Consider the following 26,698-nt stretch of genomic DNA (forward strand, 5'->3'; position numbering starts at 1 on the left):
TGGATATCGAATGGTTTATGCCATCAGAACCAGGTTATTACCAGCCCATTGTAACTGCTCGAAAAAAGGTGTAGTTTAAGCTAACGGGAAACGATAGTTCAGAATCAACCACCTAATTTAATCAGGTGGTTTTCTTTTGCCTGTAGATGAACATTTACAAGCAAAAATTAAAAGGAGGACGCGCGAACGTCCTCCCCTTGACCAGGGTATCCCCCGGCTGAGATAGCGGCCCGCCGCGCGCGGCATTTATCGACTCCGCCGCTATCTCGGATTCCATCATAACGGAAAGCCGAGGGGAACGACAGTGGGAACACCTGAGAATAAAGATTTGCTTATGCAACATGAACTCGCGGTCATGGAAGGTATCCTCGAGAGCAAGGAACAATACAGGAAGATCGTCAAGGCCGGTATAGCCAAGTGGGTTAAGGATTTTCAGGAGGGCCGGATTGAAATCAAGACGGCGGATGACCTGAAGAAGCTGATTGAAATAGATATTGAGCTGCAGAAGGATGGGTTTGATTAATCGCTAGGCAATAACCGCTTTTTCTTAAGACCCAAGTTATTAGTCCAAACAATTTTTTGTAGTGGGCAATAAACTGTCTTAAATAATGCTGGGGGGCGATCGCATTTAAAAGACTAAAATGGGTGGTAATACATCCAAAATATAGACGTAGATGTAGGAGGAGACCGAAAAAAAGTATTTCTAAAGCTACAAGGCCCACGGGGTTTACAAGGTCCCCAGGGCTTACTTGGTCCTCAAGGTGTTCCGGGGCCACAAGGTCTTCAAGGAGTGGCTGGCCTTCCTGGATCCCAAGGTCCTCAAGGAATTCCTGGCCCTACTGGCGGCCCTACCGGACCACAAGGCATACCAGGCCCAGTTGGAGCTACGGGCCCACAAGGAGAGATAGGTGCAACAGGTCCTCAAGGTATACCAGGAGCGACAGGTCCTCAAGGTATACCGGGAGCACCAGGTCCTCAAGGTATACCGGGAGCACCAGGTCCTCAAGGTATACCGGGAGCACTAGGTCCTCAAGGTATACAAGGCCCTACAGGTCCTACGGGCCCGGTGCCGATATCTGCATTCAGAGCAGAAAATAATACGGATCAAGAAGTTCCTATCAATACGGACGTTTTGATATCTTTTCCGAATGTAATATTTGATCTTGCCGGCGAGTATGTACTTCCGAGTACATTTATCCCTACTGCAACAGGTATTTATTCTCTAAGTGTAAGTGCCCTTTTTATAGGCACAACTATTGGTTCAGCAGAAGTCCGACTCTCAATTCAAGTAAATGGTGCTTTTCGCTCGTACTATTTTAAACTCATCATTCCACCAGCTGGTCAAACTGTGATTGACACTGTAGGATTTACAACTATACTGCAGTTACAAGCTGGGGATCTAGTAACAGTTAGATTTTTTAGCAGCCAGGCGGTTATAATACAAAATGATGGGAACGCAACAAATTTTTCTGCGGCAAGATTTCCTTCGTAGCTCGTCATTGATCTTATGTCATTAAAAAGACGAGTTAAATTAACTCGTCAGGTTGTCGAGAAACCCCCTGTTTTTTGCAGGGGGTTAAAATTTGCCTTAATAGTTTCAAAACTAGGGCCTTTGATCGTTTTAAATCAATTTTTGTTTTAAAAGATGAGTCTCCCCATATAAAAAAATGAAGTGGCGAACAGTCCTCTGGACTTTCTAGATACTCTGACGAGTTAAATTAACTCGTCTTTTATTGTTGTATAAGAAAACCCCCGGTTCGACCGGGGGTTCAGGAAAGCTTATAGCTATGAGTAAAAATCCCTTGAACTTCATGATAAGATGGTGCCGGTCTGAGGGCCGCATCATCAAGATCAAGGAGGACAAAGGAATGGTTAAAAGCAGTCTAGCACATACACGATGGAACTGTAAATACCACATCGTATTTGCGCCGAAGAACCGCAGGCAAGTGATTTATGGGAAATTAAAAAGAGAAATTGGGAAAATCATTCGAGAGTTATGCGAGCGCAAAGGAGTAGAGATTCTGGAGCGGAGGCATGTGTAGATCCTATTCACATGCTGGTGAGCATACCACCGAAGTTGAGTGCATCGGAGTTTATGGGATATTTAAAAGGAAAAAGTTCACTCATGATCTTCGATAAATTTGCAAACCTGAAGTACCGATATGGAAATCGGCAGTTTTGGTGTAGAGGATATTATGTGTACACAGTAGGACGAAACAAGAAAGTGATCACCGAGTACATTCGGAATCAACTAACAGAAGACAAGAACTACGAACAACTCACGATGAAAGAACTGTTCGACCCGTTTACGGGTGAGTCGGTAGGAAAGGGCAAATAAAAAAGCCCCTTTGAGGGGCAAGCCTGAGAATACCCGCGGTTGGCAGACTTTCAATGCGCCTTATAGGCGCTTGTTAGTACCATGCCCTTATAGGGCTGATGGAAGCCACCGGCTAAGCCGGTGGTTATGACTTGCTGTTTATATGGCTGCAGCCATAAATGATCATAGCGAGCGTGCTGCTTGGTATCAGTTTAACCATCTGATGATCAAGCGGGGGATATAAAGTACAACATCGAAGATCAAGGATATAACACCACCGGAATGCTCTAATTGGGTTCTTCCCAACTTCTTCATACTTCTTGTGCACCTCCATTTTGATAAGGGGTGTTGCTGCTGCCTTAGTTCTTCGTTCGTCACGAATGACGAATCAGATCATCATGTTTTCACGAAAGGTCCTTTGAAACAATACGCCCAAATCTCTCCGTGGTTTCAACATGTTCTCCTTGGGGAATTTGTAATCGCAGGCGACTTGCGTTACATTTTAGAGGAGCCGTTAAAGACCAGACGTAATCCAAGGGCTGCGGCTGGTTGGTATGTCAGCTCATTTTAGTACATAGGACGGGGGATCATAGTGTCAGAATGGGTATTGAATCAGTCCTGGGGACTGCCTGTGTTGCTTGCCTTTTTGGTGATTGTATTCGTGTTTGAATCGAGAAAAGCCTTCAAGGCTTACAAAGAAAAAAGACGCTTCGAGCTGGGCTGGGCACTTTTATTTGCGCTTGTGGCTCTATTGGCAATCATTGTCCTGGTGGCTTATTAAAATACATAGCAAAACAAGCGCCCGTCAGCTGCTGACGGGCGCTTGTTCCATGTTATAAAGATATAGCGGTAGGGGGATCGTTTCCCTGTTCGTCAACGTTCATTCATGACGGCTTCGGTAGCGGACCAGGCTCTGCCGGCACGCATGGCCAGGAAGAAGCAGAGAATGAGCACGATGGAGGCAGCGATGTACGGATAATTGATATCCAGGTCAAACAAATACCCGGCCACAAGCGGGCCTGCGATATTTCCAAGGCTGGTGTAAGCGGAGTTTAAGCCGGCAACATAGCCCTGCTGGTCCTTGGCCAGCTTGGACATTTGCGTACCGATAGCGGGACGCAGGATGTCAATCGACAGGAACACCAGGAAGGTTACGAGGAATATCAACCAGTACTTATGCACAAACAGGGTTAACAGTATACATATCCCCGCGGTTAACAAACTGAGTGTGATGACTCTTTTCTCCCCAAACCGGTTCAGGATCCATCCGAATATTGTGGCCTGCACAACGGCGCCTGCAATCGAACCAAACGTTATGATCATGGCAATATCTTTGGGGGTAAAACCGAATTTATGATCCACGAACAATCCGAACACAGTCTCATAATTGGCAAGACCGAAGGAGAGAACAAATACAATGACCAAACTTAAGAAATAAGGCTCTCTGAAGGAACGCGCCAGCTGGAGAAACAGACTCTCCTTCTTCCGTCCCAGTACGGTAGGCGCTTCTTGTTTGGCTGAAGATTCGGGCAGCAGAATTAACGTTACCAAGGCAGCGATACCGCCCGCGACCGCGGCTGCATAGAAGGGAACCCGGATCCCAAACTCAGCAATGAAACCCCCGATTCCCGGCCCGATAATGAATCCGGTGGTAATCGCAGCATTAATGAAGCCCATGCCTCTGGCACGCTCCTCATTAGAAGTCACGTCAGCCGTGTAGGCCATAATGGCAGGCATGATGAGTGCGGCACCTATGCCGCCAAGCATTCTGGCTGCAAACAGCAGCGTCGGCGTGCTGGCAGCCCCGAACAGCCATTCCGATAAGGCGAATACAATCATACCGGAGATGATAATTTTTTTACGTCCTACGGAGTCGGACAAGCGGCCCGCGAGTGGCGAGAACAGCAGCTGTGTTAATGAAAAAGCAGCCACGAGCATGCCCACGGTACTGCCGTTAATATTAAGCTCCGTCATATAGGTGGGCATAATGGGTATGACCAGACCGATACCGGTAAAGACTAAAAATATATTGAACATGAGGAGCAGGATCGCTCCATTATTACGCAGCAGTAATGACATGATGATTCCTCCAAAAATAAATGACGATCCAACGTGTTGTCGTGATTTACATGTTTATATAATTGCATACTATAATTGCATACTGAACGTTCGGTTTGTAACATTCCACAAAAAATGGAAAGTTTATCTGCCGTTATTCATGCCAGGTTTCTTGGCGATACCATACAAGAGCACACGAATGGCAGAATGATAAAGCGCGAGCACATTGTCGAGCTTGGCCATTTGAGACATCTGGCTTAAACCCGCGATCAAGCTTTCAAATATAATTGAGAGGTGCTCCACGTTATGGTTCTCAAATTCACCCTGATCAATCCCTTGCTGCAGCATTTTCTGATTAAATTCCAGTCGATTCCGAATGATCTGGGTAATCCGCTGTTCCACATCCTCGCTCATACTCTCGCTGCTGCTCAGAAATTCATCCAGTGCTTTGGAGAACGGGTGGTTCAAATCATCAAACACCAATTGATCCGCGATGCCGTACAATTTGTCCGTGATGGTGGTATATTGATGTTCTTTGCTGCTCCACTTTTGCTCCCATTCCAGATCCCATTCCTCGATAAGATACAGAAACAGCCCTTCCTTGCTTTTAAAGTGGTAGTAAATGTTGCCCTTACTGCTTCTTGTTGCTTCTACGATTTCCTCAATCGAGGTCGACTTGTATCCTTTTTGCATAATGAGGGCTTTGGCCGCTTCAGCGATGCGCCGCTTGGTGTCTTCGCTCTGCTGTTGTTTTTTGTTCATTAGCGCCCCCCTTATACGTATAGATATTGTCATTATTTTTCTATACTGAACGTTCGTTCTGTATCTTATCAAATGGATTTAAAATATTCAAGTGGGAGTTTGAATGTCCGAAACAGCGAGAAATCAGCTGATAAAAAATAACCGTTACCTCCTGCAGGCAGCGGTTATTTTAGCATTGCAATGGGATGAATCAGTGGTTTACTTCAATAAACTTATGCGATTTATCATGATAGGAGAGCAGCTCGGATACAGTAACAAATGTGAAGCCACGCTTTTGCAGCTCCGGCAAAATCACGCTGAGCGCCTCCACCGTCTGTGTACTGGTCGGGACAAAATCGTGCATAAGCACGATGTCTCCATTGTGCGCGTTATCCAGAACCTTTTTGACGATCCGGTTGACGCCGGGCTTTCGCCAATCCAGCGTATCCTGGTGCCATGACCACAATACGGTCAGCATACCGATATCCTTGCTTGTTCTTACAATGGATTCATTGTAACTTCCACCGGGCGGGCGGAACAATACGGTTTTGCTGCCTGTCGCTTTGAAAATCGCTTCCTGGGTCCGGTTCAGTTCACTGGTTAATTTGCTGGCGTTGATATTGTGGAAGGGAGGATGGGTGTAGGAGTGGTTTCCTATTTCATGCCCTTCGTGAAGCTCGCGAGCCACGATATCGGGGTGTTTCTCCACCCGGTTGCCCACAACAAAGAAAGTCGCCTTTGCGCCATATTGTTTTAACAGATCCAGAATTTCAACGGTCGTGTGTGCATCCGGACCATCATCAAAGGTGAGGGCAATCACTTTGCTGGGTGTGGGCACTTCCCATACGATCTCTCCGCGTTCCTCATAGTAGTCTCTTCCCTTGGAAGCAGACGGCACATGATCTGCAACAACATGCTCGTTAAGGCACAGGGAGAGGGAGAGAGTAAGCCATATAACAGTTGAGAGCTTTTTCATGGTGATCATTATCCTTTTCTCTGCTGTTCTAGTCTTGGCATGTGACATGCAAGCTTCTTTATCATTTGGTGAACACGGTAAAATTATTCCTAATGTCTGGCTCAGACGCCGTTCGACATTAAACACCGATCCGCACAAGCATGCTCCGCATGCAGAACATGTAATGGTAGAAAGGAGTGATCCAGATGCAATCACGTAATCGTTCGAATGCCCAAGGGATTGACGTGAGCCGCTACAGGGGGTGGTGGATTGGGCAAAGGTAAAGGCTTCCGGTAAAGCATTGGACATAACGGAGCAGCGCGATCGAATCGATGAATTAGAGCAGCGACTCGGGGCAATCGAGAAAAATGGGGGATCGCATTCAGGGTGATGCGAAAAAATATGAGTTTCATATATTGACATCATATGGTTAGACATGGTATTATCGATTTTGTCGCCAGAACGAAAAGAATCGCAAAATTTTCCGTTAATCGGTATGAATCCCATATGGTGATTTGAATAGAGCGAATCTAAGATAAAATATGCCGGGGTGGCGGAATTGGCAGACGCACAGGACTTAAAATCCTGCGGTAGGTGACTACCGTACGGGTTCGACCCCCGTCCTCGGCATTATAACAGCGTCTGGTAAGATGCAAATAAGTCGGCCCCCTGTATGGGTGCCGGCTTATTTTTTAAATTGACAAGAGGTCAATTTTTTTGTACGAAGGCTATTATCGGAACAAACGGAATGGAAGACGTTAAAGTCCTTTCTATAAAAATCGCATTCTTTTATAATTCCACGCTGACCTGTGTGAGGAGGAGGGGAGGAGAGATGCGGATGTTTAACAATGATTGGGACGTTATCCTGAACGGAGAGATGGATAAGCCTTATTTTGAAGCGTTGATGGAACGGGTGGACGAGGAATACCGGCGCAGCACGGTGTATCCTCCTAAGGAAGATATATTTCGAGCTCTTCACCAAACATCGTATGAATCCACAAAAGTCGTTATTTTGGGACAAGATCCCTATCACGGACGAAAGCAGGCACAGGGATTAAGCTTTTCCGTTTCACCCGGAGTTACGATTCCTCCGTCTCTGCGCAATATACATAAGGAGCTGGCATCCGATTTGGGTGTACCTGTTCCGCACCATGGCTCTTTGCAGTCATGGGCTGATCAGGGGGTGCTGCTGCTTAATGCGGTTCTTACGGTACGCGAAGGTGAGCCCAATTCGCATAAAGGAATCGGGTGGGAGCGATTCACGGATACCGTTATTGCAAAGCTGAATGAACGCGATCAGCCAATGGTGTTTATATTATGGGGCAGTTACGCACAGAAGAAGGGTTCTTTCATAGACCGAAGTCGGCACAAGGTGCTTGAGTCCAGTCATCCGAGTCCATTTGCAGCGCACAAAGGTTTTTTCGGCAGTCGTCCATTTTCAGCATCGAATGCTTATTTAATGCAAAAGGGTATGGATCCGGTGAATTGGGACATCCCAAGCACATCGGGCGATGGAGTTGAATAATCCGCGAGAGGTGACCTTCATGAAGCATTGGATCGGTCGTCATGTTGTCATTCAGCGTTTAGACGGGGCGAAAAGCACGGTTGAAGGTGTGTTGAAATCATGGGACCCCATTCAGGAGAAGGTCATTCTTGGCCCGGGGGAGCTTGTCATCCCGTTTCGCTCCATTCATAGAATAATGCCGAGAAATTCTTCTCCGGCTCTAAACTCTATCGGTTATGTCGTGAATCATACGATTCAATTTGATAATGCAGTCTACTTTGGATCTTGTGTGATGGTATGGAGGGGCAATCAATTGGTCTCCTCTCAGGCCGTTCTTGCTTCTCATGATGAGGAGACGGTCACGCTGTCAAATGGAATGATTTTGCGTAAGGACGAGCATTATTTTGTCGTTCGGTCCTTGCGGGGCAATGCGTAATCATTTGAATAAAGGATGTCCCCAGCAGCCATCGTAAAGTTGGCGGGGACATCCTTTTTTTGTTTGAATGAAGGATAAGCAGAATTCCTTGAAGCGTTTAAGCCTCCTCTACTTTTTCAGCAAGGAAGAGTTCGTAGATCCGCACCACGAGAATTTTAATGATCATATAGGCAGGAATAGCGAGCAGGATACCGAGGAGTCCGAAGAAATCCCCACCTACCAGAATAAGGACCACCGTGGTGAGAGGGTGAATATCGAGCTGTTTGCCATAGATTACGGGGGTCAGAATATTATCTTGAATTTGCTGTGCGATCACAATGACTACGACAGACCATATGGCGATGGACGGAGCTTCAATGAACCCGACGATAACGACAGGGATGGTTGCAAGCAGCGCACCGATATACGGAATGAAATTCAAGAAGAAGGAGATCACGGTTAACAGCAAGGAATAGGGCAGTCCAATAATTAAAAATCCGATATAAATCAGAACGCTAAGTATAAGATTAAGGATGACTTTGCCGATAATAAAATTGCTGAGTGCGGAATCCATCTCACCCAGCACTTCCTGACCGTCACGGCGGAATCGTCTAGGCAGAACGCTGAGCAATCTTGGCGGCAGCTTGTTGCCCTCCTTGAGCATGTAGTACAGAATGATGGGAATCGTAGCAATAATGACAACAACACCGGATACAACGGTAATCAGGTTGTTGATGGAGTTGCTAATCCAGGTAATGATGCGATTCATATATTCCGTGAGCGAAGTGGTCAACTCTGATTCGGTTGGTATGAAGCGGGACCAGTACGGATTCTGCTGCAGCTGGTCAATCTGTTCCTGGACGCCCTCCACTAGGAAAGGGGCGTTGCTTATGAAAGTCTCCATCTGTTCCCGAAGTGTCGGCCACACCACGATGCCAAAGATCGCACAGAGTCCGGCAAACACGAAATACAGCATCAAGACGCCAATGGAGCGTTTGATTTTCTGGCGTTCCAGGTAATCGACAATTGGCCGAAGCAGGTAATAGAAGAAGCCGGCCATCGCGACAGGAACAATCAACATGTTGAACATGGAGACGATTGGGCGGAACAAAAAGCTGATCTCGGATCCTAGATAAATGATTAAGAGCAGCGCGATTATACCGAAGCATGTCCTGAAATATTTGCTCTGCATCATGGGCAATCCCTCCATAACAACGAATAGGTAAATACGTAAGTACCATATAACATTTGTATTTAACCAATTTGGAGGGATTTGAAATCACCAGTCTATGTTATTAGTTTCGTATGGTGACCTGGGTATGCAGGGGTACGAGCGAAGCAAGCTGCACAACATCCTCATTGTACATCCGAATGCAGCCATGGGAAACGGATCTGCCGATGGATGAAGGATCATTCGTGCCATGGATGCCGTAGTGCGGTTTGGACAAACCTAACCAATAAGCTCCGAATGGTCCGCCTGGATTGGGCTCTTTGGTGACGATTGTGTAATTGCCGGGAGGGGTCTGCGTGGCCATTTTGCCTACAGCAATCGGGTACGTATGTACCACGGCGTCACCGTCCAGCAAATGCAGCTGATAGTTGCCCACATCGACAATGATGCGGTACTTGGGCATCATCATCCACCTCCTTTTTCATCCATGTTATGAGTCGGGGAAGGCATTCGACCCAGAATCGGCCTAAAATAGGCAGATTGCACCTTCACGGTTTGGAAGAAATTTCATCCGTTGATAAGGGCGGGTCGATGTTATATTTAATAATGAAAAGCTTTACATCAGGAAGGGGATAACCGATGTCTCCTGTTGGGTTTTATCAAAAATACATCAAAAATAATATGTTTACCAAAATGCTGCTCTTGATTTCCCTAATTGCGGTGGTCACCATCGTAACTTTATCTTTTCTAATGTATTATTTCTTGTTTCAATCCGCTGTTCGCAGCGAACTGGATATCCAGCGCAGCGGAGTTGAACGGGTGGAGCGGCACGTGAATCAAAAATATGAGAATGTACAGTCCTACGTGAATGACTTGTATCGCAATGGTTCCCTTGGCCTTGACACCTCCTACTTTCTCATGAACTCGTTCAATGAATATATTGCCAAGCGGATGAACCGGATTGTGGGCAGCGGGCAGTCCAATACGGATAGTGTGCTTGCTTACTTTAAGCAGCGGCTGGACGATGATCCGGATATTGAGAATATTATGCTGTACAGTGCCGAGAAGCAGTATGTGTATGTATATAAACAGGGTAGCATGACCCGGCTCTATCAGGCGAACGCTACGCATTCTTACATACCCGATGTTATGGCCATGGAAAGCCAGAGCGTCACACTGCCGAATTTCTGGGTTCGCAAGCTGGCTGGAGATGCTGCTGTACCGCTATTCTCGATACGGAGTCCGATCAATGATATGACCACCTACAAGAATCTGGGGCAGCTGCTTGTTTTATTCCGGACGGAAGCGCTCGCAACCGTGCTGAACAGCAGCGAGGATGAGATGAAGGGATCTGTAATGGTCCTGTCGGGTGATGGCAGCGTAATGTTTGATTCTGGTGGCAGATATTATGGCGAGAAGTATCCGTATGCGGAGCGGCTGCTCAATTCCAAAGAAACCGTATTCTTGGACGAGGAGTCGTATGTAACCATATCGGCTCACAATCAGGCGGGCTATACGGTGGTAGGGATTACTCCGAAGCACGAGGTTGCGGAATCCCTGCATGGCTTGCAGAGCACGATTATTATTGCAGCCTTGTTATGCATTGTTGTTGCCGTTTCCATTCCGGCCCTGATGATTGTGAACTACTCCAAGCGGACCGATAACATCATCCGATTCATGCGCAAGGTGGAGAAGGGCGAGTTTGTTGCCCGGATGCAGGATACCAAGGAGGATCAGCTGGGGCAAATTGCCGGCAGCTTTAATGAAATGCTGGATGAGCTGACACGATATATCGATAAGGTATATAAAGCGGAGATCAACCAGAAGAACGCGGAGCTGTCCGCGCTGCAGGCCAGAATTAACCCGCATTTTCTGTATAATACGCTTGAAGTGATACGAATGAGAGCTCTCTCTCAGGGCGCTCAGGATGTTGGTGATATGATCTACAGCTTATCGATGCTGTTTAAGAATATCGTACAGCGCAAGTCCAACTATACGTTGAAGGATGAGCTGGAAGCTTGCCGGCTCTATCTGGAACTGTTCCGTATTCGCTATAAGGACAAGTATATTTATAAAATGTTCTGCGAGGAACCAATCAAGAGTGTGCCGATGATGAAAATGTCGCTGCAGCCGCTCATTGAGAACTATATTGTACATGGATTGCGAAGCGACCAGGATGATAACTGGCTATCGATCACCGCTACGCAGCAGGACGGTGAGGTCTGCATTGTGATCAAGGATAACGGTAAGGGAATCGAACCAAAGCGGCTTGAGGATATCCGTGCAAGACTGCAGATGGCTGAGTCCAACGGAGAATCCTTTGGGCTGCGAAGTGTGAATGAACGGTTAAAGCTGACGTTTGGAAGTTCTTACGGGATGGACATCGAGAGTGAGCCGGGTAACGGAACGACGGTGACCGTCAGATTTCCGGTGACAGAAGGGAAGTTGGATAACGATGTATAAGGTATTTATCGTGGATGATGAACCGTTCATTATAGAAGGATTGGTAGATGTCGTGGATTGGTCCAAGTATGGCATTGAGGTGGTGGGTCACGCAGGAAACGGTCGCCAGGCATTGGAGAAGATGTCGGTCGTTCCCGTTGATATCCTCATAACGGATATATCAATGCCTGTGATGACAGGACTTGAATTGATAGAAGGCGCACGCAAGCTGAACCGCAATCTGAAGGTGATCATCCTCAGCGGCTTTGACGATTTTGCCTATTTGAAGGAAGGCATGCGTCTCGGGATCGAGAATTATTTGCTCAAGCCGATCAATCTGAAGGAACTGGAAGAGACCATTGCCAGTACGACCGATAAGATGAACAATGCCAAGAGAGAAATGAGACTGGACGAATACGACATTAACATTCTGCGAAGCAATATTCTATACCGCTGGATCACGGACCGGATTGAGCCGGAGGAGCTGGAGGAACGCGCTAATCTTCTGGGGCTGAACCTGAATTTGCCCTATGTCATGGCATCCATACTGCGAGCTGATTTCACGCCGCTTGAGAGCTGTCTGTATCAATTGATGGAGCATGAGCAGGGCGTTATGTATTTCCGGGACAATGACGGCGACCATGTGGTGATATTTATGATGAGGGAGCCGGATACGGAAAAGGCGAGGGCGATCAGGCTCCTGCAGCAGGTGCGCGAGCAGTGTTATGAAGAGGAGCTGTGCATATCGCTTGGGAGCATAGAGAGCCTCGGAGGAAATTATAAGGATAGCTATCTCCATGCGAAGGAGGCACAGGAATACTATCTCGTGCTGGAGCAGCCCTCCTACGTGGATTATGTTGATGTTCAGGCGAAGAAGGGCGAAGCCGCGGAATCCTACACGGTCCAGTGGCCTGAGTATGCAAAAGGCATCGCTGGCAGGGACAAGCAGGGGCTGTTTGAGCTGATCGACAGCGATTTTGACCGGCTTCGCCACACGCAGGGACATGACCCCAACGATACTGAAGAGTGTCGCGGTTGAGATGGTTGTTCGCCTGAAGTTGGAGCTTAACGATATTCAATACACGGCTGCCCCCGATTTTGTAAAAAACACGATTACCGATATTATGGAGTCCATATCGATAGACGACTTGATTACGGCCGTGAAAGAAGGGGTCGGCGGTCTGGTTGACTCGCTCAACAATGACGTGAAGAGCCCTGTCATTCAGCAGATTTTGCACCATATCCAGCAGCATTTTAACGAGGATTTGTCATTGAAGGTGTTAGGTGCCCAATACCATATTCATCCCGTGTATCTTGGGCATCTCTTTCATAAAGAAACGGGAGAGAGCTTTACGGAGTATATTAACGGGTACCGCATCGATAGAGCCAAAGAACTACTGCGAAACTCCTCTGCCAAAGTTCAAGATATCGCAAAAAATGTAGGTTACTGGGAAACGGGTTATTTCTATAAACAGTTCAAAAAGTTTGTCGGCGTATCGCCAAGAGACTTTAGAGGAATGCTCTGATTGATTTAATCAGAGTTTTTTTCTTTATTTTCACCATAATTCCTTTAATTTTTCGCCTATGTGAAACTGCTTTCATCAGATAACCTTATAGGTGTAGAGACACAAGGATTCAAAAGGGAGGATAAACATGAGTAAATCGAAAAAGAAATGGCTTCTGCCGCTTACGCTTCTTTTGTCCGCATCCATGCTGCTGTCAGCATGTGGAGGCAATAAGGAAGAGAGTGCAGGAAATGGCGGGGGAACTGCCGAGAAACCGGTAGAGCTGATCTGGTACACGATCGGAACACCTCAAAAGGATGTTGACAAGGTTGAAGAGGAAATCAATAAATACACAACTGAGAAGATTGGTGTAACCGTTGACATGAAAATGATCGACTTCGGTGACTACAACCAGAAGATGCAGGTAATGGCAGCTTCCGGCGAACCGATGGACATCCTCTTCACAAGCTCATGGGCGTTCGACTATGTACAAAATGCACGTAAAGGCGCATTTATGGAATTGGATGCACTGATCGAAAGCCATGGACAAGGCATTAAAGACGCAATTGATCCGGCGTTCCTGGAAGGTTCCAAGGTAGACGGACACAATTACGCAATTCCGGCAAATAAAGAGCTTCCTGCTCAAGAAGCATGGCGCTTTAATAAAACGCTGCTTGATAAATACAATCTCGATATTTCAGGCGTGAAATCGATGGAAAGCCTGGAGCCGCTGCTCAAAACGATTAAGGAAAATGAACCAAACGTTGTTCCATTGGCCGTAAGCAAGGATTTCGGCCCGCTGCTTCCGTTTGATTACATCATCGAAAAGATGCCAATGGCTGTATACCTGGATGACAAGGAAGAATTAAAAGTTGTGAACTTCCTCGAAATGCCAGAAACGATGGACATGCTCAAATTGATGAACAAGTATTACAAAGCGGGATATATCTCCCCAGAAGCAGCTACAACAACTTCGACGCAAGACCTGATGACATCCGGCAACTGGTTTGCGGATCGTGCGGCAACACAGCCGTTCGCAGACAATCTGTGGAGCCAAAGCTACGGCTATCCGGTCGTATCCACGCCGGCTGGCGATGCCAACATCTTTAACTGGTCGGTTATGGGTTCCATGCAAGCGATCTCCGCTAACTCGAAGTACCCTGAGAAAGCGATGGAATTCCTGAACTTGCTGAACACGGACGTATATCTTCGCAACCTGGTTGACTCCGGTATCGAAGACGTGCATTACAAGAAGCTTAGCGAGAATGTAATGGAAAACTTGCCAGAATCGAAAAACTACGACATGCCTACCTTCGCACTTGGGAATGTTATGCTGACGTACTTGAATCCTGAAGATCCCGAGAACAAATGGGAAGAGTTCAAGAAGTTTAACGAGTCCGGCAAGCCTGCTCCGCTGCTCGGTTTCAACTTCGATCCAACCAAAGTATCCACAGAGCTCGCTGCAGTCAATAACGTAAAAGAAGAGTTCTGGGCACCGCTGATGACAGGTACCGTGAATCCGGAAGAGTTCCTGCCAAAAGCGAATGAAAAGCTGAAAGCTGCTGGCCTGGACAAGATCATGGCTGAAGCACAAAGCCAAATTGATGCTTGGAAAGCAAGCAAGTAATAACAATGCATGAAGCAGTCCGCATGTCCACTATGGGCAAAGATACCGCTTCAGCATGAACAAGGACGGGGCGGCGGATGTTCACCGCCCTTCTTTTGTTCATTCATATACTTCACGAGGAGGGGTAAGCGTGAGAGCAATCGGACAGTTTTTCAAAAATATTATGACGAATAAGGCCATGCTGTTCATGGTTTTACCGGGGACCCTATGGTTTCTCTTATTCTCATATTTGCCTATGTTCGGGACGATCATTGCATTTAAGGAATACCGCTTTAGCCGGGACGGCTTCTGGGCAAGCATCGTTAATAGTGAATGGGTAGGCTTCCAAAACTTTAAGTTCCTGTTCTAGTACCAACGATGCTTACATCATTACCCGCAATACCGTGCTTTATAATTTTGTGTTTATTATTCTCGGTCTCGTTCTTTCCGTGGCACTGGCTATCGTATTGTCTGAAATCGTGAACAAGAAATTGGCCAAAATCTATCAAACCGGGATGTTCTTGCCGTATTTCTTATCTTGGGTTATTGTAGGTTATTTTGCTTTCAGTTTCCTGAGCATGGACAAGGGGATGCTGAATCAAATCCTGGGCTGGTTCGGGATGGAGCCGGTTCAGTGGTATTCCGAGGCCAAGTATTGGCCGATATTCCTGACGCTGATCAGCTTGTGGAAATCCGTAGGTTACAACAGCGTTGTCTATCTGGCAGCGATTATGGGGATCGACAGATCCTTGTACGAGGCGGCAATGATTGACGGAGCGAACAAATGGCAGCAGATTAAAGCCATTACCCTTCCGATGCTGAAACCGCTGATGACAATCTTAACTCTTCTTGCGATCGGTAAAATCTTCTACGCTGACTTTGGTCTGTTCTATCAAGTGCCAAGGGATTCGGGAACGTTGTATTCTGTAACGAATGTTATCGATACCTATGTATACCGTGGTCTGAAAACAACAGGCGAAATCGGAATGAGTACCGCTGCAGGACTGTACCAGTCGGTAGTCGGCTTTATCCTGGTTATGGTATCCAACTACATCGTGCGTAAATATGACAAGGATAACGCTTTGTTCTAATCGATCAATCTACCAAGAAGGGGGTATGTGATGTGTTCAAATCGAAAAGCAAGATGAAAGATTTCCATGAGCTTTCATCCGGGTGGAATGTCGTATTCAACCTGATAGCCGGTATTTTCTCGTTCCTGTGTGTATTTCCGTTCTTATTCGTGATGATCATCTCATTTACAGATGAAGGTTCTCTGGCCCGCAACGGATATCAGATCTGGCCGGAAAAATGGAGCCTTGAGGCTTATAAATATGTATTCCAAACCGGGGATACACTTCTTCGTTCGTACGGCGTTACGATTTTTGTGACGGTTGTAGGTACGCTGATTAGTTTGTTTATTATTTCGCTGTACGCTTATGCGGTCTCCCGCAAAGGGTTCAGATATCGTAATTTCTTCTCGTTCTTTGCATTTTTCACGATGCTGTTTAACGGCGGTTTGGTGCCGACTTATATCGTAGCAACGCAACTGCTCGGCTTGAAGGATTCGATCTGGGCTCTGATCCTGCCACTGGCGGTTAATGCCTTCTATATTATGATTCTTCGAACCTTCTACAGCACAAGTGTTCCGGATGCCATCATTGAATCCGGTAAAATCGACGGCGCGAGTGAATTTAAAATATTCTACAAGCTGGTATTGCCTCTTTCTCTGCCGGGTCTGGCAACCATCGGACTGTTCAGTACCCTCGGCTACTGGAACGACTGGTTTAATGCACTTCTCTATATTGATGATCCCAACCTGGTTCCACTGCAATCCATGCTGATGCGGATTGAGACCAGCATGCAGTTCATCCTGCAGAATTCCCAGAATTCATCCCTTAGCATGGCCGCTCTTCAGAGCATGCCGCAGGATACGTCACGGATGGCCATGGTCGTTCTGGCAACCGGGCCGATTATTCTGGCCTATCCTTTCTTCCAGCGCTATTTCATTCAAGGTCTGACCATCGGCGCGGTTAAAGAATAAATTCTTCATGTACCGGAGGGTATGAGATGACTTATCAAGATTCCAGTAAACCCATTGCGGAAAGAGTGGAACATCTTCTTGGCCTTATGACAACGAAGGAGAAGGTGGGCCAGTTGGTCCAGCCGTTCGGCTGGAAGACCTATGAGGTGAAGGAAGGCCGGATTACCTTAGCGGATTCATTTAAAGAGCAAGTGAAAGATGGCGGCGTCGGCTCCCTGTACGGGACCCTTCGCGCCGATCCATGGACCGGTGTAACACTTGAAACCGGTCTTTCTCCACGTGAAGGAGCGGAAGCCGTTAATCAAATTCAGCGGTATGCAATCGAGAATTCCCGTCTCGGCATTCCGATTCTCATCGGGGAGGAATGCTCGCATGGTCATATGGCCATTGGCGGCACGGTGTTTCCGGTACCGCTCTCAATCGGAAGCACATGGAATGTGGAGTTATACCGGGATATGTGCCGCGCCGTTGCGCTTGAGACGCGCAGTCAGGGCGGTGCTGTGACCTATTCCCCGGTCTTGGACGTTGTACGCGATCCCAGATGGGGACGTACCGAGGAATGTTTTGGCGAAGACCCCTACCTGATCAGTGAATATGCAGTCGCATCGGTTGAAGGCCTTCAAGGCGAGTCTTTGGACAGTCCGAGCAGTGTTGCAGCAACGCTGAAGCATTTCGTAGGTTATGGCAGCTCTGAAGGCGGAAGGAATGCGGGACCTGTGCACATGGGGACCCGTGAGCTGATGGAAGTGGATATGCTGCCGTTTCGGAAGGCCGTGGAAGCGGGAGCTGCCTCCATTATGCCGGCTTATAACGAGATCGATGGCGTGCCTTGCACCGTAAATACGGAGCTGTTAGGCGACATTCTCCGCAAGGAGTGGGGCTTTGACGGCATGGTGATCACCGACTGTGGTGCCATCGACATGCTGGCCAGCGGCCATGATACGGCAGAAGACGGAATGGATGCCGCTGTTCAGGCTCTATCGGCCGGTATCGATATGGAGATGTCGGGTGAGATGTTTGGGAAATATCTGCAAACGGCAATCGAGCAAAACAAGCTGGAGGCCTCCGTTCTGGATGAAGCCGTTCGCCGCGTATTGACTTTGAAATTTAAACTCGGTTTATTTGAGAGTCCATACGTTGAACCACAGATCGCCGAGGAAGTGATCGGCAGCGAACAGCACGTAGAACTTGCCAGACAGCTTGCGGCAGAAGGCATCGTGCTGCTTAAGAATGAAGGAAAGGCCCTCGCCGTTACCGAAGGACGGGGGCGTGATTGCTGTCATTGGACCTAATGCCGATCAGGGATACAATCAGCTTGGGGACTATACATCACCACAGCCGCCAGCAAGCGTGGTCACGGTGCTGGATGGGGTTCGTGCCAAGCTGGGGGATGTTCCAGACCATGTATTGTATGCTCCGGGCTGCCGTATTAAGGACGATTCCAGGGAGGGTTTTGAATTCGCATTAGCTTGTGCGGATCAGGCCGATACCGTGGTGTTGGTGCTGGGCGGCTCCAGCGCCCGCGATTTCGGCGAAGGAACGATCGATTTGCGCACAGGGGCTTCGAAGGTCACGGACGACGCTTTAAGCGACATGGACTGCGGCGAAGGCATCGACCGGATGACGCTGCAGCTATCCGGCGTTCAATTGGAAATGGCCCAAGAGATTCATAAGCTTGGCAAGCGGATGATCGTTGTGTATATCAACGGCCGGCCGATTGCGGAACCGTGGATCGACAACCATGCCGATGCCATTCTGGAAGCGTGGTACCCGGGTCAGGAGGGCGGACATGCGATTGCCGACATCCTGTTCGGGGATGTGAATCCGTCCGGGAAGCTAACCTTGTCAATCCCAAAAGATGTCGGACAGCTTCCGGTTTATTACAACGGCAAGCGGTCGCGCGGCAAGCGGTACCTCGAAGAAGATTCCCAGCCGCGTTATCCGTTTGGGTATGGGCTTAGTTACACCGAATTCAGTTATTCGGATATCCAGCTATCCTCGGATGTCATTGGAATCGGCGAAACGGCAGTTGTCACCGTCAATGTCACGAATAGCGGCACTCGGGAAGGATCCGAAGTTGTTCAGCTGTATGTGAGCGATGTGGCCAGCAAATACACAAGACCAGCCTGTGAACTGAAGGGTTTCCGCAAAATATCTCTGAAGGCTGGAGAAAAACGAAAGATTGAATTTACGATAGGCGCCGAACAGCTTCAATATGTCGGTCAAGATTATAAGCAGGTTGTTGAACCAGGTCTGTTCCGAATCATGGTTGGCAGACATGTCAATGACACGCTGAGTGCGGATTTGACCGTGCAGGAGGGCTGATGGATGGAACGCATTAGGCGATTTATACGCGAATTGTCGGAGCGCCAGTGGCTTGAGTCGAGAGAACTCAAGGGGTGGGATATTACGCGGACCACTTATATGGTTCCGGGCGTGTATGAAGACTCAGCCCCTTTTGCCGAAGGACATGACTTCAACAGATTCCCGAGCACGCAGGGCACAACCTATTTCTTTCGAATGAGCCTTGAGCTGCCCCCGCAGTGGGCAGATGGCGCGATAGGGCTTCTGTTTCAGTCCGGAGGCGAAGCTTTGCTGCGTGTTAACGGAGCTTCGTATCAGGGTTTGGACCGCAATCATACGTTTGTAACGCTTGATCCGAAGCGCACCGGCATGAACATGGAGCTGGAAATCGAATTATACGATCCGATTCCGGAGCCCGTGGATCCGCTCAATCAGCAGGCTGTCATCCAGCCTCCGATTACCCGAGTACAGAGTCTGCTTGTCAACGTGAACGTGCCTGTTCAGAGTCTGATGTACACTGCAACTGTTATCAGGGATTCGGTTATACTGCTGCCGGACAACGATATGCGGCGCATCCGATTGATGGAGGCCTTGTATCAGGCGATGGATCGTTTTGTAAGTCTGAATGAGGCATCGATCATCGCAGGTGAAATGGTGACCGCGATTGAGCAAGAGCTTGTGCAGCAGGTTACAGCCATTGGCGGCCATGCTGAAGGAACCGAGCACATGGTCGGACAGTCTCATATCGACATCGCCTGGCTGTGGCCGGTCCGGGAAACCGTTCGAAAAACAAGCCGGACCTTCTCCACGGTGGACGCGCTGATGAATGAATACCCGGAATACAAATATGCGCAGAGCCAGCCCTTGCTGTATCAATTCCTGAAAGATCATGATCCCGAGCTGTACGAGAGAGTGAGGGCTAGAATCATGGAGGGACGCTGGGAACTGGTCGGCGGGATGTGGGTCGAGCCGGATTTAAACATTCCGAGCGGAGAGTCCCTCATGCGCCAGATGCTCTATGGACAGCGCTTCTATCAGGAAGAGTTCGGTTTGACATCACATATTGAATGGCTCCCGGATACGTTCGGATATTGTGCATCACTGCCCCAAATATTGAAGCATGGCGGCATTCGTTATTTCATGACAACAAAGCTCGGCTGGAATGATACGAATGTGTTCCCGTACGACTTATTCCACTGGGTGGGCATTGACGGAACACCGATGCTCTCCTATCTTAATCATGGCGTGAACGAGAACACACTGCCAAATGATGTTCACGAGCATTGGCAGTCTTACCGGCAAAGACCCGTCCATCCGGAGCAGATGCTGCTCTATGGACACGGTGATGGCGGCGGGGGTGTGACTCGCGAGATGCTGGAATATATCAATCGGGCTGAGCTGATGGTTGGGCAGCCTGCCAGCAAGTACAGCACGGCCGCCGAATTTTTCGAAGGGATTGACGCCGCTTCGCCAAAGCTGCCGAAATGGCGCGGAGATTTATATCTTGAGCTGCATCGAGGAACCTACACAACCCACGCACGGAACAAGCGCTTTAACCGCAAGGCGGAAATCTTGTACCGTGAAGCCGAGTTATGGAGCTCGGTTGCATTCCCGTCGATGGACGGTGGGCAGAAGCAGGAAATCGTCAGCGAGCTGCATGAGGGCTGGAAGCTGATATTGCTTAATCAATTCCATGATATTATTCCGGGCTCTGCCATTACGGAGTCTTATGTTACCTCTGAGAAGGAATATGCCGAGGTGTTCCGGAAGGGGAATCGCAGTCTCACCCAAGGGCTGCAGGTATTGGCCGGTCAGGCCGATACAGAAGGGGAAGGTCTACCCTATGTCATCTTCAATGGACTTGGATGGGAAAGAAATGGGGTCATTTCGATTGAGGGCGGACCGGAGCTTGTTAGCCACGCTCCCTATGATTCCGATGGAGCGCTGCTGCAGTATGATGTTCGGACCTTAGAGAGCGGCGAAGCCTTTCAGGGCTTGAACGTTTATGTTCAAGGCATCCCCGCGTTTGGTTACAAAACGATTTGGCTTAGACCCTCGGCAGGAAACGAGGCAGCGGCGGAGAAGTGTTCTACTGGACTTTCGGATGGCTGGGAAACGGAGTTTTATAAGGTCCGCTTTAACGCGCAGGGCGAAATCGTGAGTCTGTGGGACAAAGATGCGGAGCGGGAAGTGATTAAGCCAGGGGAAGCCGCAAACCGCTTCCACTTCTTCCATGACCGTCCGACCCTGTGGGATGCATGGGATATCGATACTCGCTATGAGGAGCAAATAGCCGATCAAGCGCAACTGATCGAGATGAGGCTGCTGATGGCGGGTGAAGTACAGGATGTGCTTCGTTTCCGTTGGCGCATCCATAACTCGGAGATCACGCAGGATTTGATTTTTTATCATCATGACCGGCGGATCGACTTCACGACCTTTGTCAGCTGGAACGAATCGCACAAGCTGCTGAAAGTCGGTTTCCCGATCGCTGTTGTTGCCGACAAGGCAACGTATGAGATTCCGTTCGGTACTATTGAGAGACCGACCCATCGCAATACGAGCTGGGAGCAGGCGCAATATGAGGTCTGTGGACACCGCTTCGCCGATGTATCGGAGCATGGATACGGCGTCAGCCTCATCAATGACTGCAAGTACGGGTACGACATTCAGGACAGCACGATCCGGTTGTCCCTGCTGCGAGCGCCGAAATGGCCCGATGTTACAGCAGACCTGGGAGAGCATGAATTCACATATTCCCTGTATCCGCACGAAGGAGACTGGAGAAATGCCGGCATCGTTCGTAAAGCTGCTGAACTGAATCATGAACTGCCATGCGTGCGAACAAGTTCGAAGCAGGGCATTCAGCCCTCTGTTCATTCTTTGATCCCATACGAGAGCCAGCATGTTGTGCTGGATACGGTTAAACCTGCAGAGGATGGAACCGGTTATATTCTGCGATTCTATGAATCTGCAGGGGGTAGAGACGAAGTGAAACTGACTTGGCCTTATCCTTGCGAAACGGTCCACCTGTCCAATGCAATTGAAGAGGAACTCGAAAGGCTGGATACAGCAGAAGGAAGGTTAACCCTTCATTTCCTGCCGTATGAGATCAAGACCATCAAATTGACTACACAACATACCTAATCAAAAGGAGCCAGAACAAATCATGGAACAATTCAGACTCCCCAAAATACCAATGCCGGAGCTTGAGCTGCCGCAATCGATTCAGGCGGTTCTGCAAGAGGCCGAAGAAAAATTAGCACATCGTCCCAAGCTGCTGCAGCTGTTCAAGAACTGTTTTCCAAACACGCTCGAGACCACAACGAAGCTGATGGAGGACGGGACGACATTTGTTATTACCGGTGACATTCCGGCTATGTGGCTGCGTGATTCCGTAGAACAGGTGATTCATTACATTCCGTTTGCGAAGAACGATCCAGAGCTTCAGCGTATACTCAGCGGATTGATCAAGCGCCATTTCCAATATATTCATATCGATCCTTATGCCAATGCCTTCAATGAATCAGCGAACGACTGGCACTGGAACACAACGGATGAAACCGAAATGTCGCCATGGGTCTGGGAGCGGAAGTTCGAGATCGACTCACTCTGCTTCTCTGTCCGCCTGGCCTACCTGTACTGGAAGGAAACTGGCCTGACGGACGTATTTGATGCAAACTTCAAGTCAGCGATGATCAAAATCATCGAGCTGTTTAAAACCGAACAGCATCATTTCGAGAAATCACCTTACCGTTTCACGCGGGACAACGGCATACCTACCGATTCCTTGCGCAACAACGGACTCGGCATGCCGGTTAACTATACGGGCATGATCTGGTCCGGCTTCCGTTCAAGCGATGATGCCTGCGATTTCCATTACAATATTCCAGGGAATATGTTCGCCGTTGTAGCCCTTCGTCAAATGCAGGAATTTGCGGAATGGGTATTCCGTGATATGAAACTGCTTGATGAGCTGAAGCGCCTTACAGCCGATGTGGATCACGGGATTCAGTTATACGGTATTTACCGTCATCCGGAGTTTGGTCCGATTTACGCTTATGAAACTGATGGTTATGGGAATTACTGTCTGATGGATGATGCAGGCACGCCCGGTCTGATGTCTATTCCGTATCTGGGTTATGTGACTGCAGATGATCCGATCTATCAGAACACCAGACGATTTGCGCTGAGCAAAGAAAATCCTTTCTATTACGAGGGGGCAGTTGCCAAGGGAATTGGCAGTCCGCATACTCCGCCGGATTATATTTGGCATATGGCATTGTCCATGCAGGGAATTACGGCGCAGACGGCAGAAGAGAAGCTGGAGATGATCGCGCTGCTGGAAGCGACCGATGCGGATACCGGCTTCATGCATGAGGGCTTCCATGCCGATGATCCTAAAGTCTTTACCAGATCATGGTTTGCCTGGTCCAACAGCCTGTTCTCGCAATTGGTGTACCAGGCGATGAAAGCAGGGATTCTATGAGTGAACGCCTGATTGTATTCTATGATCCGTCCTTTCCGGCAGCTGAAGCTGCCGGACTGCCGGTATCGGCAGCCGGTCTGGATATGTTCGATTCCGTGTGCGGCGCAGAGAACTTGGCTGAAACGCTGGCAGCAGCAGCAGGGGGACAAGGCGTTAGCTTTGTCAATTTACACGCTCCGTACTTTCCGAAATCCGCTTGGAGAGCCATCCTGGACTTTCTGAGAAATGGCGGCGGCTTGGTCAGTGTTGGGGGTGCCCCATTCAAACGTCCCGTCCGCATGGAGGACGGTGCCTGGGTGGTAGAGCATGAACAGACGGCATATCATCAGCAGCTGAACATTCATGAGGCGCTGCCTGTGGATTGTGGGCGCGTGAATGATTTGATCGCGAGTGAAGATATTCCGCTGATGGAGAACAGTCACAAACGGTTTACCGTTAAGGATACATGGAACTTGGTTCCGCATGTTACCAAGAGCAGCGATCTGCCTCACCAGATGGGCTCGGCAGGACCGATGGATACGCGGATTTATCCGCTCCTCAAGGGATGTACAGCCAAGGGAAGGCAAGTCGCTGCTCCTGTAGTTCTGTGGGAGAACGTTGGCGGGCCGTTTCTGGGAGGTCGCTGGTTGTTTGTAAATCAACCTCTCTCCGCCTCCTTCTGGGAACAGGATGGGGGAGAAGAGGTGCGCCGGTGGGCGGCGTTCTGCGCCAAAGGGATTACCGAGCTGTGGATCAAGCCGAATTATGCAACCTATGAGTCCGGCGAGCGCGCGACCCTGACCCTGCAGGCACAACGGATGGGGCGGAATCTGCCTGTCCATGAGCCGCAGAGCTGGACGTTCCGCATCTCGGTTCAGCATGATCTGGATGAAGCTCCGGTATGGAATCATTCCGTAATCGTTGATGTAACTGGACAATTTCATGTACAGCGCATTCCGGTTGCGCTTGATATCAAGCCGGGATCTTATCGGGTGTTGTGTGAAGCCGAAGGTCCGGATGGAGAAATCCGCAGGCTGAGACAAGGCTTCTGGGGAGCTGATCATGAGCTTTTGGAGACTGGAACGCCAGTCACCTGCAACCGGGATTACTTTATCAAAGATGGCCGCCCGCTGCCTGTTGTCGGGATGACTTACATGACGTCCGATGTCGCGCGTAAGTTCCTGTTCCTTCCGAATACGGATGTGTGGGATCGCGATATGGCGCAAATGCGCAATGCCGGCATCAATTGGATTCGTACCGGGATCTGGACCGCTTACCGCAATATCATGCAGGTGGACGGGCATGCATCCGAAGAGGTTTTGCGTTCGATTGACGCCTTCCTGTTAACGGCGAAGAAGCATGATCTGCAGGTCACGTTTACGTTCTTCTCCTTTACACCGGAGACTTGGGACGGACAGAATCCTTACCTTGATCCGCGAAGCGTGGAAGCGCAGAAGCGGTTTATCCGCTCCATTATCACAAGGCATAAAGCTACGAAGAACGTGGACTGGGATTTGATTAACGAGCCTTCCATGTTCGATCCGCCGCAGATCTTCTCGGACGGTCCTCGTTCAGCTAAGGATTCGTTCGAGCAGCAAGCGTATATCGATTGGCTGAAGAAGCGTCATGGCTCGGTTGAGTCTCTGCAGGAACGCTGGAACATGACTTCCGATCAGCTGCCGGCATTCGAGTCTGCGGTTCCTCCGGGACCTGAAGCCATTAATTTCGACGTTCAAGATATGCATCAAGGGAAAAAGGGCACCCAGTGGCTCGATTATGTACTCTTCTCGATGGACATGCACAACCGCTGGGCGAAGGAACTATATGATGATATCAAAGCGGTATGCCCTGACCATATGGTTACGGTTGGACAAGATGAGGCCTTAGGAGCACAGCGTCCATCCCCGTTCTTCTATGCGGAGGCTGTGGACTATACAACGGTTCACTCCTGGTGGTTTAACGATTATCTGATCTGGGACGGCATATTTGCCAAAACGCCGGATAAACCAAACCTCATTCAGGAAACGGGCATCATGTACGTGGAAACACCGGATGGCCGGGCGAAGCGGAGCGAAGCCGAGCTTCGGAACCTGCTGGAGCGCAAATATGCGTACGCCTTCTCAACAGGCGGTGCAGGCGCCGTTCATTGGATCTGGAACACAAACTTCTACATGGATAATGCCAATGAATCGCATATCGGAGCTGTCCGCGCTGACGGGACGGAGAAGCCGGAAGCGGATGTGTCGTATGATTTTGGCGCATTCATGGAGGGCATCCGGGACTTGTTTAAGGGACGGAAGCTTGAAGAGACAGCGGTCATTTTCCCATACTCGAACGATTTCTCGAACCGGAAGTTTGCTTTTGAAGCAACAACGAAGGCGACACGCGCCCTGGCTTACGAGCTGAATGTGCCTTTCCGCGCGGTTGGAGAGTATGATCTAAGCTCGCTGCGGAGACATCCGGTGAAATTCATCGTTCTGCCGAGTGCTCATAATATAGATGACCGGGCGTTTGCCGAGTTGATGGATATCGTAAAAGAAACGGGAGCTACGCTCCTTCTGACCGGACCTGTCGGTCTGGATGCATATTGGCATCCGGTCGAGCGAATGACGGCAGAGCTGGGACAGCGCAAAGTGGTGAATGTGCGCCGGGAAGAGAGCTTGCGTATCGGGGATGCCACATGGCCCGCGTCATACGGTCATCGGAAAATCGCCGAGCTTAGTAAGGAAATTGTGATCAGCAGCGACGTACATTCAACCGATGAGGCTGGCGACGCCGTCATCGAGGTCAAGCTCGGTGCCGGACGCCTTCTCTGGAGTCCGCTTCCCGTTGAGTTGAATGACCGGATCGATACCCTATCTGCACTGTATCGATACGCATTGGAGTTATCTGCTGCCGACACGGGGCTGATCTGGAGCCAAGGTGGAGACCATTCCGGCGTATACGGGCGCAAGGTAACGTTTGAAGAAGGGGCACTCTTCGTATTCGGTTCAGAGCAATCGTGGGATACGAATGTCGAAGTGAAGGATCCTTCAACAGGTCTTATCTATTCATTTATGCTTGAGGCGGATCGCTCGGTACTGTTCGCAGTGGATGCAAGCGGGGACCTGTTATCGGTGTACCGCCCGGATGAGGTTGGAATTACCGTATCGAAAGGCTAACATAAGGGGG

At 49.1% G+C, this 26,698-nt stretch carries 19 protein-coding genes, 1 tRNA gene and 3 pseudogenes; 18 read left to right on the forward strand and 5 right to left on the reverse strand.

Annotated elements, in window-relative coordinates; all coding sequences use genetic code 11:
• Window positions 1–334 precede the first annotated feature (334 nt).
• The 4 genes and pseudogenes from PVOR_RS10415 to PVOR_RS10430 all read left to right on the forward strand — a co-directional run bounded on the left by PVOR_RS10415 (window position 335) and on the right by PVOR_RS10430 (window position 3,098).
• Window positions 335–523, forward strand: a complete 189-nt coding sequence (locus PVOR_RS10415; RefSeq protein ID WP_179087352.1) for a hypothetical protein — start codon at window positions 335–337, stop codon at window positions 521–523.
• Window positions 524–1,066: 543 nt separating this feature from the next.
• A complete protein-coding gene (locus PVOR_RS31635) occupies window positions 1,067–1,492 on the forward strand; it encodes an ABC transporter permease (RefSeq protein WP_143767913.1) in 426 nt (141 codons plus the stop codon).
• A gap of 376 nt (window positions 1,493–1,868) precedes the next feature.
• Window positions 1,869–2,338 (forward strand): annotated as a pseudogene (tnpA, locus tag PVOR_RS10425) (IS200/IS605 family transposase).
• A 571-nt stretch (window positions 2,339–2,909) separates the two neighbouring features.
• Window positions 2,910–3,098, forward strand: coding sequence for a hypothetical protein (locus tag PVOR_RS10430; protein WP_006209126.1), 189 nt, complete (start codon window positions 2,910–2,912; stop codon window positions 3,096–3,098).
• Window positions 3,099–3,190: 92 nt separating this feature from the next.
• Here PVOR_RS10430 and PVOR_RS10435 read toward each other — a convergent pair whose 3' ends face one another.
• The 3 genes from PVOR_RS10435 to PVOR_RS10445 all read right to left on the reverse strand — a co-directional run bounded on the left by PVOR_RS10435 (window position 3,191) and on the right by PVOR_RS10445 (window position 6,092).
• Window positions 3,191–4,396 carry an MFS transporter gene (locus PVOR_RS10435; protein WP_006209127.1) on the reverse strand — a complete coding sequence of 402 codons (1,206 nt, stop codon included), beginning with the start codon at window positions 4,394–4,396 and terminating at the stop codon, window positions 3,191–3,193.
• Between the two features lie 123 nt (window positions 4,397–4,519).
• The gene (locus PVOR_RS10440; protein WP_006209128.1) at window positions 4,520–5,137 is read right to left on the reverse strand and encodes a TetR/AcrR family transcriptional regulator; all 618 of its coding nucleotides are present in this window, start codon (window positions 5,135–5,137) and stop codon (window positions 4,520–4,522) included.
• 190 nt (window positions 5,138–5,327) lie between these two features.
• Entirely contained in the window at window positions 5,328–6,092 is a 765-nt protein-coding gene (locus PVOR_RS10445; protein ID WP_040680467.1) for a polysaccharide deacetylase family protein, read from the reverse strand.
• A gap of 244 nt (window positions 6,093–6,336) precedes the next feature.
• On the opposite strand from PVOR_RS10445, the gene PVOR_RS32515 reads away from it, so the two are divergent.
• The 4 genes from PVOR_RS32515 (at window position 6,337) to PVOR_RS10460 (ending at window position 8,011) form a co-directional block, all read left to right on the forward strand.
• Window positions 6,337–6,462, forward strand: coding sequence for a hypothetical protein (locus PVOR_RS32515; RefSeq protein WP_006209130.1), 126 nt, complete (start codon window positions 6,337–6,339; stop codon window positions 6,460–6,462).
• 153 nt (window positions 6,463–6,615) lie between these two features.
• Window positions 6,616–6,701: transfer RNA gene (locus PVOR_RS10450), tRNA-Leu, on the forward strand.
• A gap of 208 nt (window positions 6,702–6,909) precedes the next feature.
• Complete coding sequence (locus PVOR_RS10455; RefSeq protein ID WP_040680506.1) at window positions 6,910–7,596, forward strand: uracil-DNA glycosylase; 687 nt, start codon at window positions 6,910–6,912, stop codon at window positions 7,594–7,596.
• Between the two features lie 19 nt (window positions 7,597–7,615).
• Window positions 7,616–8,011, forward strand: a complete 396-nt coding sequence (locus PVOR_RS10460) for a hypothetical protein (protein WP_006209132.1) — start codon at window positions 7,616–7,618, stop codon at window positions 8,009–8,011.
• A gap of 97 nt (window positions 8,012–8,108) precedes the next feature.
• Here PVOR_RS10460 and PVOR_RS10465 read toward each other — a convergent pair whose 3' ends face one another.
• Entirely contained in the window at window positions 8,109–9,185 is a 1,077-nt protein-coding gene (locus tag PVOR_RS10465; protein ID WP_006209133.1) for an AI-2E family transporter, read from the reverse strand.
• 100 nt (window positions 9,186–9,285) lie between these two features.
• On the reverse strand, window positions 9,286–9,624 hold the full coding sequence (locus tag PVOR_RS10470) for a L,D-transpeptidase (RefSeq protein WP_006209134.1): 339 nt from the start codon (window positions 9,622–9,624) through the stop codon (window positions 9,286–9,288).
• A 176-nt stretch (window positions 9,625–9,800) separates the two neighbouring features.
• Here PVOR_RS10470 and PVOR_RS10475 point away from each other — a divergent pair, with 176 nt between their 5' ends.
• The 10 genes and pseudogenes from PVOR_RS10475 (at window position 9,801) to PVOR_RS10515 (ending at window position 26,688) form a co-directional block, all read left to right on the forward strand.
• Window positions 9,801–11,624: a cache domain-containing sensor histidine kinase gene (locus tag PVOR_RS10475; RefSeq protein ID WP_006209135.1), complete on the forward strand. Its 1,824-nt coding sequence runs from the start codon at window positions 9,801–9,803 to the stop codon at window positions 11,622–11,624.
• Window positions 11,617–12,642, forward strand: a complete 1,026-nt coding sequence (locus PVOR_RS10480; RefSeq protein WP_234972832.1) for a response regulator — start codon at window positions 11,617–11,619, stop codon at window positions 12,640–12,642. Before PVOR_RS10475 ends, PVOR_RS10480 begins: the two co-directional genes overlap by 8 nt.
• Window positions 12,608–13,129: a helix-turn-helix transcriptional regulator gene (locus PVOR_RS31640; protein ID WP_234972833.1), complete on the forward strand. Its 522-nt coding sequence runs from the start codon at window positions 12,608–12,610 to the stop codon at window positions 13,127–13,129. The genes PVOR_RS10480 and PVOR_RS31640 overlap by 35 nt, the downstream gene beginning before the upstream one ends.
• Before the next feature lie 127 nt (window positions 13,130–13,256).
• The gene (locus PVOR_RS10485; RefSeq protein ID WP_006209136.1) at window positions 13,257–14,735 is read left to right on the forward strand and encodes an ABC transporter substrate-binding protein; all 1,479 of its coding nucleotides are present in this window, start codon (window positions 13,257–13,259) and stop codon (window positions 14,733–14,735) included.
• Window positions 14,736–14,874: 139 nt separating this feature from the next.
• Window positions 14,875–15,805: pseudogene (locus tag PVOR_RS10490) on the forward strand (ABC transporter permease).
• 53 nt (window positions 15,806–15,858) lie between these two features.
• Complete coding sequence (locus tag PVOR_RS10495; protein WP_036638029.1) at window positions 15,859–16,755, forward strand: carbohydrate ABC transporter permease; 897 nt, start codon at window positions 15,859–15,861, stop codon at window positions 16,753–16,755.
• Window positions 16,756–16,781: 26 nt separating this feature from the next.
• Window positions 16,782–19,080: pseudogene (locus PVOR_RS10500) on the forward strand (glycoside hydrolase family 3 N-terminal domain-containing protein).
• A gap of 3 nt (window positions 19,081–19,083) precedes the next feature.
• Entirely contained in the window at window positions 19,084–22,206 is a 3,123-nt protein-coding gene (locus PVOR_RS10505; protein ID WP_006209138.1) for an alpha-mannosidase, read from the forward strand.
• Window positions 22,207–22,228: 22 nt separating this feature from the next.
• Window positions 22,229–23,548: a glycoside hydrolase family 125 protein gene (locus PVOR_RS10510; RefSeq protein ID WP_006209139.1), complete on the forward strand. Its 1,320-nt coding sequence runs from the start codon at window positions 22,229–22,231 to the stop codon at window positions 23,546–23,548.
• Window positions 23,545–26,688 (forward strand): beta-galactosidase, encoded by a 3,144-nt coding sequence (locus PVOR_RS10515; protein WP_006209140.1) that lies wholly within the window; start codon window positions 23,545–23,547, stop codon window positions 26,686–26,688. Before PVOR_RS10510 ends, PVOR_RS10515 begins: the two co-directional genes overlap by 4 nt.
• Window positions 26,689–26,698: the final 10 nt, after the last annotated feature.

This window comes from Paenibacillus vortex V453, assembly GCF_000193415.1.
GTDB classification, from domain to species: Bacteria; Bacillota; Bacilli; order Paenibacillales; family Paenibacillaceae; genus Paenibacillus_AQ; species Paenibacillus_AQ glucanolyticus.

Excerpts from the sequence above, each read along its gene's own strand:
- PVOR_RS10415 (WP_179087352.1), top strand. The coding sequence starts at position 335 with ATGCAACATGAACTCGCGGTCATGGAAGGTATCCTCGAGAGCAAGGAA.
- PVOR_RS10435 (WP_006209127.1), bottom strand. The coding sequence starts at position 4,396 with ATGTCATTACTGCTGCGTAATAATGGAGCGATCCTGCTCCTCATGTTC.
- PVOR_RS10440 (WP_006209128.1), bottom strand. The coding sequence starts at position 5,137 with ATGAACAAAAAACAACAGCAGAGCGAAGACACCAAGCGGCGCATCGCT.
- PVOR_RS10445 (WP_040680467.1), bottom strand. The coding sequence starts at position 6,092 with ATGAAAAAGCTCTCAACTGTTATATGGCTTACTCTCTCCCTCTCCCTG.
- PVOR_RS10455 (WP_040680506.1), top strand. The coding sequence starts at position 6,910 with ATGTTTAACAATGATTGGGACGTTATCCTGAACGGAGAGATGGATAAG.
- PVOR_RS10460 (WP_006209132.1), top strand. The coding sequence starts at position 7,616 with ATGAAGCATTGGATCGGTCGTCATGTTGTCATTCAGCGTTTAGACGGG.
- PVOR_RS10465 (WP_006209133.1), bottom strand. The coding sequence starts at position 9,185 with ATGATGCAGAGCAAATATTTCAGGACATGCTTCGGTATAATCGCGCTG.
- PVOR_RS10470 (WP_006209134.1), bottom strand. The coding sequence starts at position 9,624 with ATGCCCAAGTACCGCATCATTGTCGATGTGGGCAACTATCAGCTGCAT.
- PVOR_RS10475 (WP_006209135.1), top strand. The coding sequence starts at position 9,801 with ATGTCTCCTGTTGGGTTTTATCAAAAATACATCAAAAATAATATGTTT.
- PVOR_RS10480 (WP_234972832.1), top strand. The coding sequence starts at position 11,617 with ATGTATAAGGTATTTATCGTGGATGATGAACCGTTCATTATAGAAGGA.
- PVOR_RS31640 (WP_234972833.1), top strand. The coding sequence starts at position 12,608 with ATGACCCCAACGATACTGAAGAGTGTCGCGGTTGAGATGGTTGTTCGC.
- PVOR_RS10485 (WP_006209136.1), top strand. The coding sequence starts at position 13,257 with ATGAGTAAATCGAAAAAGAAATGGCTTCTGCCGCTTACGCTTCTTTTG.
- PVOR_RS10495 (WP_036638029.1), top strand. The coding sequence starts at position 15,859 with ATGAAAGATTTCCATGAGCTTTCATCCGGGTGGAATGTCGTATTCAAC.
- PVOR_RS10505 (WP_006209138.1), top strand. The coding sequence starts at position 19,084 with ATGGAACGCATTAGGCGATTTATACGCGAATTGTCGGAGCGCCAGTGG.
- PVOR_RS10510 (WP_006209139.1), top strand. The coding sequence starts at position 22,229 with ATGGAACAATTCAGACTCCCCAAAATACCAATGCCGGAGCTTGAGCTG.
- PVOR_RS10515 (WP_006209140.1), top strand. The coding sequence starts at position 23,545 with ATGAGTGAACGCCTGATTGTATTCTATGATCCGTCCTTTCCGGCAGCT.